General features: G+C 69.8%; 11 protein-coding genes and 2 pseudogenes. 6 read left to right on the top strand and 7 right to left on the bottom strand.

From position 1 onward, the window contains the following. Position 1 precedes the first annotated feature (1 nt). Entirely contained in the window at positions 2–1042 is a 1041-nt protein-coding gene (locus OG729_RS05445; RefSeq protein WP_405804630.1) for an oxidoreductase, read from the top strand. Positions 1043–1182: 140 nt separating this feature from the next. Next, positions 1183–2820: an ABC-F family ATP-binding cassette domain-containing protein gene (locus tag OG729_RS05440; protein ID WP_405804628.1), complete on the top strand. Its 1638-nt coding sequence runs from the start codon at positions 1183–1185 to the stop codon at positions 2818–2820. A 78-nt stretch (positions 2821–2898) separates the two neighbouring features. Here OG729_RS05440 and OG729_RS05435 read toward each other — a convergent pair whose 3' ends face one another. The 3 genes and pseudogenes from OG729_RS05435 to OG729_RS05425 all read right to left on the bottom strand — a co-directional run bounded on the left by OG729_RS05435 (position 2899) and on the right by OG729_RS05425 (position 6400). Beyond that, positions 2899–5259, bottom strand: coding sequence for a Tex family protein (locus tag OG729_RS05435; protein WP_405804627.1), 2361 nt, complete (start codon positions 5257–5259; stop codon positions 2899–2901). A gap of 82 nt (positions 5260–5341) precedes the next feature. Continuing rightward, a pseudogene (locus tag OG729_RS05430) lies at positions 5342–5475 on the bottom strand (LPFR motif small protein). A gap of 61 nt (positions 5476–5536) precedes the next feature. Next, a complete protein-coding gene (locus OG729_RS05425; RefSeq protein ID WP_405804625.1) occupies positions 5537–6400 on the bottom strand; it encodes an SCO6745 family protein in 864 nt (287 codons plus the stop codon). 112 nt (positions 6401–6512) lie between these two features. Between OG729_RS05425 and OG729_RS05420 the strand changes: the two are divergent. Next, positions 6513–6677, top strand: a pseudogene (locus tag OG729_RS05420) (GlxA family transcriptional regulator); the annotation flags it as partial. Between the two features lie 47 nt (positions 6678–6724). Here the strand turns inward: OG729_RS05420 and OG729_RS05415 are convergent. After that, entirely contained in the window at positions 6725–7744 is a 1020-nt protein-coding gene (locus OG729_RS05415) for a hypothetical protein (protein WP_405804624.1), read from the bottom strand. Positions 7745–8265: 521 nt separating this feature from the next. Between OG729_RS05415 and OG729_RS05410 the strand changes: the two genes are divergently transcribed. Both OG729_RS05410 and OG729_RS05405 read left to right on the top strand, forming a co-directional pair. After that, the gene (locus OG729_RS05410; protein ID WP_360866039.1) at positions 8266–8712 is read left to right on the top strand and encodes a VapA/VapB family virulence-associated protein; all 447 of its coding nucleotides are present in this window, start codon (positions 8266–8268) and stop codon (positions 8710–8712) included. A gap of 144 nt (positions 8713–8856) precedes the next feature. Next, positions 8857–9327, top strand: coding sequence for a VapA/VapB family virulence-associated protein (locus OG729_RS05405; RefSeq protein ID WP_405804622.1), 471 nt, complete (start codon positions 8857–8859; stop codon positions 9325–9327). A gap of 163 nt (positions 9328–9490) precedes the next feature. On the opposite strand, the gene OG729_RS05400 is transcribed toward OG729_RS05405, so the two are convergent. Next, positions 9491–10234, bottom strand: coding sequence for an enoyl-CoA hydratase/isomerase family protein (locus tag OG729_RS05400; RefSeq protein ID WP_405804620.1), 744 nt, complete (start codon positions 10232–10234; stop codon positions 9491–9493). Positions 10235–10424: 190 nt separating this feature from the next. Here OG729_RS05400 and OG729_RS05395 point away from each other — a divergent pair, with 190 nt between their 5' ends. Next, entirely contained in the window at positions 10425–10895 is a 471-nt protein-coding gene (locus OG729_RS05395; RefSeq protein ID WP_360866030.1) for an ATP-binding protein, read from the top strand. 56 nt (positions 10896–10951) lie between these two features. On the opposite strand, the gene idi is transcribed toward OG729_RS05395, so the two are convergent. Next, a complete protein-coding gene (gene idi / locus OG729_RS05390; protein ID WP_360866028.1) occupies positions 10952–11554 on the bottom strand; it encodes an isopentenyl-diphosphate Delta-isomerase in 603 nt (200 codons plus the stop codon). A gap of 168 nt (positions 11555–11722) precedes the next feature. After that, positions 11723–12664 carry a cation diffusion facilitator family transporter gene (locus OG729_RS05385; RefSeq protein WP_360866025.1) on the bottom strand — a complete coding sequence of 314 codons (942 nt, stop codon included), beginning with the start codon at positions 12662–12664 and terminating at the stop codon, positions 11723–11725. Positions 12665–12754 lie beyond the last annotated feature (90 nt).

Here is a 12754-nt window from a genome sequence, read left to right as displayed (position 1 = left end):
CATGTCTGCTTTATACGCGACCTTCGGGCTGGCGCCGGCGATGCGGGCCGGGGCAGTCCTCGCGGATGGTGTCCATCAAGTGCACCGGGACTTCATGGACTTCGTCGTCGACGGGCGGCCGCTGCTCTTCCAGCTCTGTGACCTGGACGCCGTCTCACCGCTCGCCTCCGACATACCTCCGGCGATCTTCACCGCCCAGGTGCGCACGCTGCTGCTCGACGCCCCTGCCCCGCTGGCGGACGGGCGCTGTGTGATTTACGGCTGTCCCGAGTGCGAAGGCATCGAATGCGGCGCGGTGACGGCCGTCATCGAGCGGGACGGGGAGGATGTCGTCTGGCGTGACTTCGCCTGGCAGACCTCCGAGACGGCGGATCTGGAGCTCAACGGCTACCAGGGGATAGGGCCGTTCCGCTTCCGTGGCGACGCGTACCGGGCGGAGCTGGAAGGCCTGCTGGCAGACGGCGAGGACGCGGCGCCCGTCCGCCGCCGGGTCCTGCTGATCGGTGCGCGCGTCGCCGTACTGGCCAAGCTGGCCGCGGCCCTGCGCATGATCGGCATCGGCGCGGACATCACGCACGACGCGTCCCAAGTCCCCGCGGACGAGCTGCGTATGTATGGCGCGGTGGCCTTCGGACATGCCGTGGGAGAGGCGGAACGCGCGGCCGTGCGCGGGGCTTTCGAGGCGGCGGGTGCGAAGGTGGCGTACGTGGAGGGGCTGGCCCCGATCATCCCGCTGCTGGTCGCGCAGATAGAACATGCCCTGGACTGGACCCCGTTGGAGCTCCGCAGGCTGACCCGCCTGACGGTGTCCGACGGTGCTGCGTACGTGGAGGTCGCCTCGTCCTGCCGGGTCGAGCTGGTCGCGTACCGCCTGGACCGGCTGTCCCGGACGCACACGCGGGAGGTGTTCGACGCGATGCTGGAGCCGGGGGAACACCTGATTCCGCTTGACCGGCGGGCGGTGAAGGGGACATCGTTCCTGGTGGCGCGGACAACGGGGAGCGTGCGGGTGGCACCGGTGGTGCACCCGCAAAGGGCTTGATCACGTCCCATGGCGCGGGCAGCATCGCCGCGCGCCCTGCGTGCGGCTCCGAAGAGGGGACATGCCTCAGCTCCTCGGCCCGCGGGCGGCCCGGCGGGCCGAGCGAGGCGAGAGATGCCTTCGTTAGGATCGGGCATCTGATGACTGCAACCCTCGTCGCCAAGGACCTCGCCGCCGGACACGGTGACCGCTCGCTCTTCTCCGGGCTCGACCTCGTCGTCGCGCCCGGCGATGTGATCGGCCTCGTCGGTGTCAACGGCGCGGGCAAATCGACCCTGCTGCGCCTGCTCGCCGGACTCGACCGGCCCGAGCAGGGCGAGCTCAGGCTCTCCCCGCCCACCGCCACCGTCGGCCATCTCCCGCAGGAGCCGGAGCGCCGCCCGGGCGAGACCGTACGGGACTTCCTCGCCCGCAGGACCGGTGTCGCCGCCGCCCAGCGCGCCATGGACGAGGCGACCCAGGCGCTCGTCGACGGCGCGCCCGGCGCCGACGACGCCTACGCCGACAGCTTGGAGCGCTGGCTCGCCCTCGGCGGCGCGGACCTGGACGAACGCGCCGACGAGGTCGCCGACTCGCTCGGCCTGACCATCGGACTGGACCTGCCGATGACCGCGCTCTCCGGCGGTCAGGCGGCCCGCGCCGGGCTCGCCTCGCTGCTGCTGTCCCGCTACGACGTCTTCCTGCTGGACGAGCCGACCAACGACCTCGACCTGGACGGCCTCGACCGCCTGGAGACCTTCGTACAGGGTCTGCGCGCCGGGACGGTCGTCGTCAGCCACGACCGTGAGTTCCTGACCCGCACCGTCACCAAGGTCCTCGAACTCGATCTTACGCAGCAGCAGATCACCCTGTACGGGGGCGGTTACGCGGCGTATCTGGAGGAGCGCGAGACCGCCCGCCGGCACGCCCGCGAGGACTTCGACGAGTACGCCGACAAGAGGGCGTCGCTCGAGGGCCGCGCCCAGATGCAGCGGTCCTGGATGGACAAGGGCGTCAAGAACGCCCGCCGCAAGGCGACGGACAGCGACAAGCTCGGCCGCAAGTTCCGCAGCGAGGCGAGCGAGAAGCAGGCGGCGAAGGCCCGCCAGACACAGCGCATGATCGAGCGCCTCGATGTGGTCGATGAGCCCCGCAAGGAGTGGGAGCTGCGGATGGAGATCGCGTCCGCGCCACGCTCCGGCTCGGTCGTCGCGACCCTGCGCGGCGCCGAGGTCAGGCGCGGCGACTTCTCCTTCGGACCGGCCTCCCTCCAGATCGACTGGGCCGACCGGGTCGCCATCACCGGCGCCAACGGAGCGGGCAAGTCCACCCTGCTCGCCGCCCTGCTGGGCCGCCTTCCGCTGGACGCGGGCCACGCCTCGCTCGGCTCGGGCGTCGTGGTCGGCGAGGTCGACCAGGCCCGGGGCCTGTTCTACGGCACCGAGTCGCTGCTCGACGCCTTCTGCGCGGCCGTCCCCGAGACCGAACCCGCCGAAGTGCGCACCCTGCTCGCCAAGTTCGGCCTGAAGGCGGATCACGTGCTGCGCCCTGCCACCACGCTCTCGCCCGGCGAGCGCACCCGCGCCGCACTGGCGCTGCTCCAGGGGCGTGGCGTCAATCTCCTCGTACTGGACGAGCCGACGAACCACCTCGATCTGCCCGCGATCGAACAGCTGGAGTCGGCGCTCGACTCGTACACCGGCACGCTGCTGCTGGTCACGCACGACCGCCGGATGCTCGACGCGGTCCGCACCACGCGCCGTATCGAGGTGGCCGCGGGCAAGGTCACCGAACTGTGATCGCCTGCTGAACAGCAGCACACGCACGGGGCCCCGCCGCCGAACGGCGACAGGGCCCCGAGTGCACTCCCAGCTGTGTCAGCGACGCCGGTCCGGATCCGCAAGCCCCGCCCGCCGCAGCGCGTCCGCCATCGCACTGTTCGCCGGCGGCGGTCCCTGGCGATCTGAGCCACGGTCCCCGCGGCCGCCCTGCTGGCGGCGCTGCTGCGGCGGACGCCCACCGCGGTCCCCGCGCTCCCGCTGCCCGGGGCCGCCGCCCGACTTCGGGGCCGCCTCGTCCTCCAGCCGCAGCGTCAGCGAGATCCGCTTGCGCGGAATGTCGACGTCGAGGACCTTCACCTTCACCACGTCGCCCGGCTTCACCACGTCCCGCGGGTCCTTGACGAAGGTCTTCGACATGGCCGAGACATGTACCAGACCGTCCTGGTGGACGCCGACGTCCACGAACGCCCCGAACGCCGCCACATTGGTCACCACACCTTCGAGGACCATCCCGGACGCCAGGTCGCCGATCTTCTCCACGCCCTCCTTGAAGGTGGCCGTCTTGAACGCCGGCCGCGGGTCGCGCCCCGGTTTCTCCAGCTCCCGCAGGATGTCCGTCACGGTCGGCAGACCGAAACTCTCGTCCACATAGTCCGCGGGCCTGAGCGAGCGCAGCGTCGAGGCGTTCCCGATCAGCGAGGCGACCTCGCCGCCCGCCGTCTTCACCATGCGCCGCACCACGGGATACGCCTCCGGGTGCACGCTGGAGGCGTCCAGCGGGTCGTCACCACCCCTGATCCGCAGGAAGCCGGCGCACTGCTCGTACGCCTTCGGGCCGAGCCGGGCGACGTCCTTGAGCGCCTTGCGGGAGCGGAAGGGGCCGTTCGAGTCGCGGTGCGCCACGATGTTCTCGGCCAGCCCGGTGCCGATGCCCGACACACGTGAAAGCAGCGGCGCGGACGCGGTGTTGACGTCGACGCCGACGCCGTTCACGCAGTCCTCGACGACCGCGTCCAGCGAGCGCGAGAGCTTCACCTCGGACAGGTCGTGCTGGTACTGGCCGACACCGATCGACTTGGGGTCGATCTTGACCAGCTCGGCCAGCGGGTCCTGGAGGCGGCGCGCGATGGAGACGGCGCCGCGCAGCGACACATCCATGTCGGGCAGCTCCTGCGAGGCGAACGCGGACGCGGAGTACACCGAGGCGCCCGCCTCCGAGACCATCACCTTGGTGAGGCCCAGCTCCGGGTGCTTGGCGCACAGTTCACCGGCGAGCTTGTCCGTCTCACGGGACGCCGTGCCGTTGCCGATCGCGATCAGATCGACGGAGTGTTCCTTGGCGAGCCGCCCCAGCTTGGCCAGCGACTCGTCCCACCTGTTCGCCGGGACGTGCGGATGGATGACATCGGTCGCGACGACCTTGCCGGTCGCATCCACGACGGCGAGCTTCACACCCGTACGGAAACCGGGGTCGAGCCCCAGTGTCGCCCGGGTGCCTGCCGGGGCGGCCAGCAGCAGATCCCGCAGGTTCGCGGCGAAGACCCGCACCGCCTCGTCCTCGGCCGCCGTGCGCAGCCGCAGCCGCAGGTCGATGCCCAGATGCACCAGGATCCGGGTCCGCCAGGCCCAACGCACGGTGTCGGCGAGCCACTTGTCGCCCGCCCGGCCGCGGTTCGCGATGCCGAAGCGCGCGGCGACCAGACCCTCGTACGACGAAGGGCCGTCCGTGGCCTCCTCCGGCTCGAGCACCAGGTCGAGGATCTCCTCCTTCTCGCCCCGGAACATGGCCAGCACCCGGTGCGACGGCAGCTCCTTGAACGGCTCCGCGAAGTCGAAGTAGTCGGCGAACTTGGCGCCCGCCTCCTCCTTGCCCTCGCGCACCTTCGCCGCCAGCCGCCCGCGCGTCCACATCCGCTCGCGCAGCTCCCCGATCAGATCGGCGTCCTCGGAGAAACGCTCCGTCAGGATGGCTCGCGCGCCGTCCAGAGCGGCGGCGGCGTCCGCGACGCCCTTGTCGGCGTCGACGAAGGCCGCGGCGGCCGCGAGCGGCTCGACCGACGGATCGCCGAGCAGCCCCTCGGCGAGCGGCTCAAGACCGGCCTCGCGCGCGATCTGCGCCTTGGTGCGCCGCTTGGGCTTGAACGGCAGATAGATGTCCTCGAGGCGCGCCTTGGTGTCGGCGCCCCGGATCTGCGCCTCCAGGGCCGCGTCCAGCTTCCCCTGTTCGCGTACGGACTCCAGGATCGCGGTCCGCCGCTCCTCCAGCTCGCGCAGGTAGCGCAGCCGCTCCTCGAGCGTGCGCAGCTGCGCGTCGTCGAGCATCTCGGTCGCTTCCTTGCGGTAGCGCGCGATGAACGGCACGGTCGACCCGCCGTCGAGCAGCTCGACGGCCGCCTTCACCTGCCGCTCGCGTACGCCGAGCTCCTCGGCGATCCTGCCTTCGATGGACGTGGTCACGGTTCCCCGACTCGCCTTCTCGTGCTGGCTGTGCTTGAGAGTGCATTGTGCCGGGTGGGCGGGGGCTGTGTCGCGTGGCGCTTCAGACGCGGCGGGCGCGGCCGCCCCCGCGTGAGGCTCCGCCGAAGAGCCGCGCCAGGGCACGCAGCGGCAGCGTCACCAGGGTGGCGATCGCGGAGCCGGTCGACCGCTGTAGGCGGCGATGGCCGCGAACATGGGTGCCTCCGGAGTCGGTGCCTGTCGCCTTCCGGGTTGCCGCGGCCGACCCGGGTAAACGTCAGCCCTTGCCGCTGAGGTCCGCGGGGAACGCGCCGGCGGCCACCGCGGCCAGCAGGAACCCGCGCCCGAGCTCGGTCAGCCGCTCGACGCCGTCGGCCCCGAGATGCGCGTACGGAGCGAGGTCGGTACGGTCCGTGTGCTCTTCGACCTCCGCCCGCAGCCGTATGCCCTCCTCGGTCAACTCGCCCTCGGCGCCCAGCACTCCACGCTCGCGCAGCCGTCCCTGGGCGGCCTCCCAGTCGGCGCGCCGCCAGCCGCGCGTGGCCAGAATCCAGCGCACGGCCATGCCCTTGCCCGTCGCGGTATGGCTCACCAGCGCCTCCAGCGGGTCGAGCCCGGCCAGGAGCAGCGCGGCGAGATGGCCGTCGCCGCGGTGCTCGCGCAGCAGGGTCGCGGCGTGCCAGTACGCCAGATGCGGCTCGTCCGGGACCGGCAGATCGGCATGCGCGGCATACAGCGGCCGGGCGTGCCGGGTGCACGCCTCGGCGGCGCGCAGTGCGAGCTGTGCCGCCTCCGCCAGCTCCTTGGAGGCGATCATCTCTTCGCCCAGCAGCCGCCGCAGCGTGCTGTCCACGGCACGCAGCCGGGCCTCGAGGACGGCCTCGGGCGATGCGATGTCCCAGACGGCGGGCAGATGCCGGGCGATCAGCTCGTGGTTGAAGTTGTAGAAGGCCGCGGCGACCGTCCCCGCTCCTACCGCGCCCATCGCGGCGCCCCGCCCGGCGAAGTAGGCGGCGTTCGCGTCCTCGATGCCGATCTTGGCGAGCTCCTTCGCGAAGTCGGGCGAGAAGTAGACCGTCGAGTGAAACGGGTTGAGGGCGTTGTGACAGCGGCGGCCGGCGCGCGCGGGCAGAGAGCTCATGCACGGCACGTTACCGACTGGTCGGTACGCAGTGAACCCCCGGGTCCCCGTGGCAGGAAAGGAGGGGTACTCGTCATTGCGGACATATCTCGCCCCGCGAAGGATGGACGTCATGACAGAGCGATCTGTGCTCGTTGTCCTCTTCGACGGCGTGCAGAGCCTTGATGTGACGGGCCCGGTGGAGGTCTTCGCGGGTGCCGCCAAGGCCGTCGGCGACCCGGCGGCGTACCCGGTTCGCACCGCCTCACTCGACGGAGCCGCAGCGGGCTCACCCTCGTCCCGGACGGCACCTCGCCGACGCCCCCGAGCCGCTGCCGACAGGGCCTAGCAGTAACCCGCGTGCAGAAAGCCGCGCCGACCCGGTGTCCCCAGGTCCAGCGGGATGGCGACATGGCTCGGCAGGGCGCTGAAGGGGGCGTTCGGCAGGATGAACTCGCGGCCGGTGTACCTCTCCGGCACGCTCTGCCGGTCGGCGGGCCGACATACGAACGGATTGGCGTACGTGTTGTACCCCAGCCCAACACCGGTGTTGAGGAACCCGGCGTCCTGGCACTGGAACAGCGCGCCCCGCAGCGCCGAGGCGTCCCGGTGGCCCTGGTAGCGCGTCTGGAAGTTCGCGAAGCACGTCCGGGAGTCGCCGCCGTCGTACGGGGACGGGCCGGCAGCCGCCAGCGCGCCGAGGAAGGAGCGGTCGCAGCCGATCCCCGCCGAGGGAGCCTCACCCGCGAGCAGTGCGTCGCGGCGGCAGCCGGTGACCTCCTCGAACGCCCCGACGGCGTCCTCGCCCCGGTCCAGCCGGGAGTATGCGACGACCAGGTCGCGCTGGGCCGCGAGCGGGTACGCCCCCGTCGTACCGAACTCCTCGTCGAGCAGCCGGAACCAGGTCTCGAAGGCCGGCACCTGCGCACGGACGCCGGACGGCAGCGTGTAGACCTCCAGATCGGTCGGCGTCGACCAGTCGTCCAGTCCCGGGTAGCCGACGTAGGACAGGACCCCGATGCCGACCTTGGCCGGCTGGTCGCCGTACCGCGCGCGCAGCTTCAGGTACTGCTCCAGGTTGGTGCTGGAGCCGGCCCAGGCATAGCGGAAGCCGCTCGGGTAGAGGGAGGTCTGGCCCCGGGCGTGCGTGGTCCCGAAGAGGGACGGCGCCACGCACCGGACCTCGCGCGCCTCCCACGAGGCCCGGTACGCGGCCGCTGTGGAGACGCAGCCGGCGGCGGGGACGCTCGCGCCGTCGCGGGAGAGCGGGAACGCGCTCGGTGCGCCCGCCAGCAGGAGCAGTCCCGCCACGAGGGCGGCCAGCAACCGGGCGCGCGACCCGAGGGATTCTTGTCGGTGATTCATGGGGCTCAGTCTCGAAACGGGCTCGCGGCCCCGCCAGCCCACTGCTCCACCCGGCCCAGCGGGGCCGTTTCCCTCGGTCCGTCGCACGGGCGGGAAGAAAACGGCCGGGCGGCGGACGGAGGCGTGGGCGGCTGTTGAGTTGGCTCGGCTGGAAAACCTCAGCCGAGCGCCTGCACAACCTACTCGCCACCACACGTCAGTAACTACGTGTTGCGACGACAAATGGAATCCGCCTTCACGGCAGGCGGCTGCTCAGGGAGATGTAAGCAGTATTCACCACCACATCTCCCACTGGTCCAGGTCGTGGGAGCAGAAGCGCTGCGCTGCTCCCGCTCATCGGCGGCAAGTCCACAGGGCGCATGGCTTATATGCGTCTGCAATACCGCAGCAGTTACGAGCCGTAATGGGCATCACCCGTTCGGCCCAGTGTGCCGCGCGCCACGCGGATTCAGCAGCCTAGCCTGAAAAAAGTGCCTCCGCAGCGGCGGCACTCATCCCAGAACTGCATCCAGGAGTGTCACATGACGGAACAGAAGACGCATAGGACAGTGAGCCCCGAGATCGTTGCCCACGATTTCGCGACCTCTATGCACGGCGCTATGGACCAGCGCAAGATCGACGCCGTAGTCAAGGCTCTGCAGACTCCCTCGACGGCGTACCCGGCGCAGGGAGAGGTCGCCAGTCTCATCTTTTACACAAGGTGGGGGATCACAGTCACCAACGGGGAGAGCTTCACTGGCAACGCAGGCGGTATCGGTAGCGCCGGTGGCGGTGGCCTGTGGGGAGACATCTACACGGATGACATCGACGCGCTCTACAACAACACCGTCTCCTTCCAGTACAACGCCACAGCGGTTTACGTGAACGTCAATTTCTTCGACGGCGACAGCAACCTCCTGGGCAACTTCCAAGCCGGCGCGCTCTCTACTCTCCTGGGAGTCGGAGGAGGAACCGGTAGCTGGTCCTGAAACCCCACGCCAGAAGGCTCCGCAAACACCGAGGCCATACTCACGCGTCGCTTGAGTCCTCTTGCGGGCAGCAGAGTATGGCCTTGTGGGAGTCCCTTTTGAACGTCAGCGCCAAGGATTCTGGCGCAATATCAGGAGGGTCACATGACGGAACAGAAGACGCATAGGACAGTGAGCCCCGAGATCGTTGCCCACGATTTCGCGACCTCCATGCACGGCGCTATGGACCAGCGCAAGATCGACGCCACAGTCGAAGCTCTGTTGTCCTCCCAGACCGGTTACCCTGCCACTCTCACCACCTGGGGTGCACCCCTGCCCTGGACGAAATTCGAGGTAGCCATTACCGGCGGGAAGACCTTCAGGGGAGGAATCTGGAGAGGAAACGGAAACCGTATCGCTCGTCCCGGCGACGACACAGAATCAGCTCCTGGGATGGTCTACACGGATGACATCGACGCGCTCTACAACAACACCGTCTCCTGCCAGTACAACGCCACAGTGGCTTACGTGAACATCAACTGGTTCGACGGCGACAGCAACCTCCTGGGCAACTTCCAGGCCGCGACGCCCTCTACTCTCGTGGGAGTCGGAGGAGGATCCGGTAGCTGGTCCTGAAACGCCACGCCAGAAGGCTCCGCAAACGCCGAGGCCATACTCGCGCGCTCGTTTGGGTGCGTATTGGCCCCAGCTCGCTGCGGTGCGGTAGCTGCGGCGCTCCTTCCCCGCGGAACACTCGAATTCCAGCGACGTGGCGACCATGAAGAAGGTGGGACTACGGTCACACGGACCAGGTGAATCGCGGCGCGCGCCGCTCCAGGAAGGCGGCGACACCCTCCGCGGTGTCGCCGCTGCCGCGCGCCTGCTCCGCCCAGTGCGCGTCGCGGTCTTTCCGGCCCGTCGCGAACTCCTTGGCGGCCGCCTGTGTGAGCAGTGAGCGCGACACCAGCACCCGGGTGAACTCGGCCACCCGCTTGTCCAGTTCACCCACGGGCAGCACCTCGTCCACCAGGCCCGTGCGCAGCGCCCGCTCCGTGTCGATCAGTTCGCCCGAGAAGAGCAGGTACTTGGCGGCCGCGGGGCCCACCAGCGAGACCAGCCGCCGGGTCGACGACGCCGGATACACGATCCCGAGCTTCGCCGGAGTGACGCCGAAGAGCGCGCCCTCGGCGGCGAACCGCAGATCGCAGGCCGCTGCCAGTTGGCTGCCGCCTCCCACGCAGTAGCCGCGCACGGCCGCGAGCGTCGGCTTGGGGAAGGCCGCCAGGGCCTCCTCGGCGTGTACCGCGAGCGACTGCTGCTCGTCGCCTGGCTCACGCAGCGTGGAGATGTCGGCCCCGGCGCAGAACGTCCCGCCCGCGCCCGTCAGCACCAGCGCCCGCACCTCGCGGTCCGTAGCCAGCTCCGCGAGCAGCCCGGGCAGCGCTCGCCACATGTCCGCCGTCATGGCGTTGCGCTTGGCGGGGTTGCTGATGACGACGGTGGCGATCCCGTCTGCGACCGAATGCTCCAGCTGCGGCTCCATACGCCGGATGCTATCCGCCGCGGTCGAACCTACGATCAAGAAGGGGCCCGCAACTGACGCGGGCATGCATAGGCGGTCAGAAGGCGTCGATATGCGCTGATTTCTGGTCAGCGGCGCGGTACGGACCAACCGGCTCCCAACACTTATTACTCGATGGTCAGTGGGGTCGAGCCAAGGGTGGTGCCGGACTATGGAGAGCCGCGGGAGCGTCCCGGCCCGGCCACTGTCGTACGAGGGTGTGTGGCGATTCACCGCTCCCGCGGTCGACATGTCCGTCCCACAGGCCCGGCATGCCGTACGGGATCTGCTGAATCGTCAGGGCGTGCCCGTCCATGACGACCTCGTTCAGGGGCTGCTGCTGATCGTCTCCGAGCTGGTCACCAATGCCGTGCGGCACGCGGCCCTGCTCTCGCCCGAGATCGCGGTGGAGGTGGCCATCGGCGCGGAGTGGGTCCGGGTGTCCGTGGAGGACAACCACCCCTACCGTCCCAAGGCGCTGGAGGCGGATTACGCGCAGACCGGCGGCCGCGGGTTGCTGCTCGTACGGGAGATCACCTTTGAGGCCGGCGGGACCTGCGACGTCGAGCACACCACGAGCGGTGGAAAGATCATCTGGGCCGCGTTGCCACTGCGGCCGACCGACGGCACCGCGACCCTGTAGAGCGCCGCACCGGGCAGCTCCTCCCAGCGCTTCCCCAGTCGTTTCCCCCAGCCGTTTCACCAGCCGCCGGACGGCCCCGTGAGCTCTCTGATCGCCGGACGCGCCGCGTCCAGCACGGTCATGAACCACGCCGAGAACGGTGCCTGCGCATGCCGGTCGGCCAGCTCCTTCGGCGTGACGAACGCCGTCTCGCCGACCTCCTCCGCGTCCGGCCGCAGCGGAGCCTGCACCAGACCCACGAAGAGGTGGTTGTACTCCTGCTCCACCAGGCCCGAACCCGGGTCCGGGTGGTTGTAGCGGACCGTGCCCGCCTCGGCGAGCAGCGAGGGTGAGATGCCGAGCTCCTCGTGCGTACGCCGCGCGGCCGCCGCAAAGGGGGCCTCGCCGGGGTAGGGATGGCCGCAGCAGGTGTTCGACCAGACGCCGGGGGAGTGGTACTTGCCGAGCGCCCGGCGCTGCAGCAGCAGCCGCCCGTGCTCGTCGAAGAGGAACACGGAGAACGCCCGGTGCAGCTGACCCGGCGCCTGATGCGCGGCCAGCTTTTCCGCCGTGCCGATGGTGTTGCCGTGCTCGTCGACCAGCTCGAGCAGGATCGCTGGGGGCGCTTGGGGGCTGCCGTTCGACGAGCTGTTCTCTGTGGTGGCTGGTGAGGTCGGCATAACCATCCTTCGCATCGTTCCTCGGCCCTGCGGGGCCTGCCCAGTCTGCCGTACAAAAGCGGCTTGTCCGCACTTCGGCAATAACCCCGGCATGTCCGCTCCCGCGCCTCGGACGCCGAAGGCCGCCGGATAGATGATCGTGCCTGTCGGTGTGTCACCAAACCGCATTCAGTGACAGAGCTTGGCCTCGTGTTCCGCATGGCCGACCGGCTCCAGCTGGAACGTGCAGTGCTCCACATCGAAGTGGTCCCCCAGGCACCCCTGCAGATCGTGCAGCATCTTCTCGTGCCCGACGGCGTCCAGTACGTCCTGGCTGACCACCACATGCGCGGAGAGCACCGGCATCCCGGAGGTGATCGTCCAGGCGTGCAGATCGTGTACGCCCTCCACGCCCGGCAGCGCGACTATGTGCGCGCGCACCTCGCCCATGTCGACCCCCTTCGGGGCCGCCTCCAGCAGGACGTTGAGCGTCTCGCGCAGCAGCTTGAAGGTGCGCGGCACGATCATCAGGCCGATGATCAGGGACGCGATGGGGTCGGCCGGCAGCCAGCCGGTGGCGAGGATGATGCCTGCCGAGACCAGCACGGTGAACGAGCCGAGGGCGTCCGCGAGCACCTCCAGATAGGCCCCGCGCACATTGAGGCTGTCCTGCTGGCCGCGCACCAGCAGCGAGAGCGAGACCATATTGGCGATCAGACCGACCAGGGCGAACGCGATCGTCAGCCAGCCCCGGGTCTCGGCGGGAGTGATGAAGCGCTGCACAGCCTCGTACAGCAGATAGCCGCCGACAACGAGCAGGAGCAGACAGTTGGCGAGCGCGGCCAGGATCTCGGCGCGCGCATAGCCGAAGGTGCGGTTTCCGACGGCGGGCCGGCCGGCGAAGTGGATCGCCAGCAGCGCCATCGCAAGACCCACGCCGTCCGTGGCCATATGGGCGGCGTCGGCGATCAGGGCGAGCGAGTCGGACAGGACGCCGCCGACGATCTCCACGACCATCACGCCCAGCGTGATGGACAGCGCGATGCGCAGCCGTCCCGTGTAGGCGGCGGCCGCGGTGGCGGTCGGCGGCGGTCCGCCGTGCGAATGCCCGTGGTCGTGCCCAGCCCCCATGAGGGACGCCTCCTGGTCGTCGGAAGTGACTGCCGAGACCTCAGTCAACTACGGGTGGGGGGTATCGGGCAACACGGCACTGAACACCGT

This window comes from Streptomyces sp. NBC_00210, assembly GCF_045160975.1.
In the GTDB taxonomy this organism is placed as follows: Bacteria; Actinomycetota; Actinomycetes; order Streptomycetales; family Streptomycetaceae; genus Streptomyces.
The sequence above is the reverse complement of the archived record's forward strand: the minus strand, read 5'-3'. Positions and strand labels throughout refer to the sequence as shown.

Bases quoted from the DNA above. Each gene is read 5' to 3' on its own strand.
- OG729_RS05445 (WP_405804630.1), top strand. From the start codon at position 2: ATGTCTGCTTTATACGCGACCTTCGGGCTGGCGCCGGCGATGCGGGCC.
- OG729_RS05440 (WP_405804628.1), top strand. From the start codon at position 1,183: ATGACTGCAACCCTCGTCGCCAAGGACCTCGCCGCCGGACACGGTGAC.
- OG729_RS05425 (WP_405804625.1), bottom strand. From the start codon at position 6,400: ATGAGCTCTCTGCCCGCGCGCGCCGGCCGCCGCTGTCACAACGCCCTC.
- OG729_RS05415 (WP_405804624.1), bottom strand. From the start codon at position 7,744: ATGAATCACCGACAAGAATCCCTCGGGTCGCGCGCCCGGTTGCTGGCC.
- OG729_RS05410 (WP_360866039.1), top strand. From the start codon at position 8,266: ATGACGGAACAGAAGACGCATAGGACAGTGAGCCCCGAGATCGTTGCC.
- OG729_RS05405 (WP_405804622.1), top strand. From the start codon at position 8,857: ATGACGGAACAGAAGACGCATAGGACAGTGAGCCCCGAGATCGTTGCC.
- OG729_RS05400 (WP_405804620.1), bottom strand. From the start codon at position 10,234: ATGGAGCCGCAGCTGGAGCATTCGGTCGCAGACGGGATCGCCACCGTC.
- OG729_RS05395 (WP_360866030.1), top strand. From the start codon at position 10,425: ATGGAGAGCCGCGGGAGCGTCCCGGCCCGGCCACTGTCGTACGAGGGT.
- idi (WP_360866028.1), bottom strand. From the start codon at position 11,554: ATGCCGACCTCACCAGCCACCACAGAGAACAGCTCGTCGAACGGCAGC.
- OG729_RS05385 (WP_360866025.1), bottom strand. From the start codon at position 12,664: ATGGGGGCTGGGCACGACCACGGGCATTCGCACGGCGGACCGCCGCCG.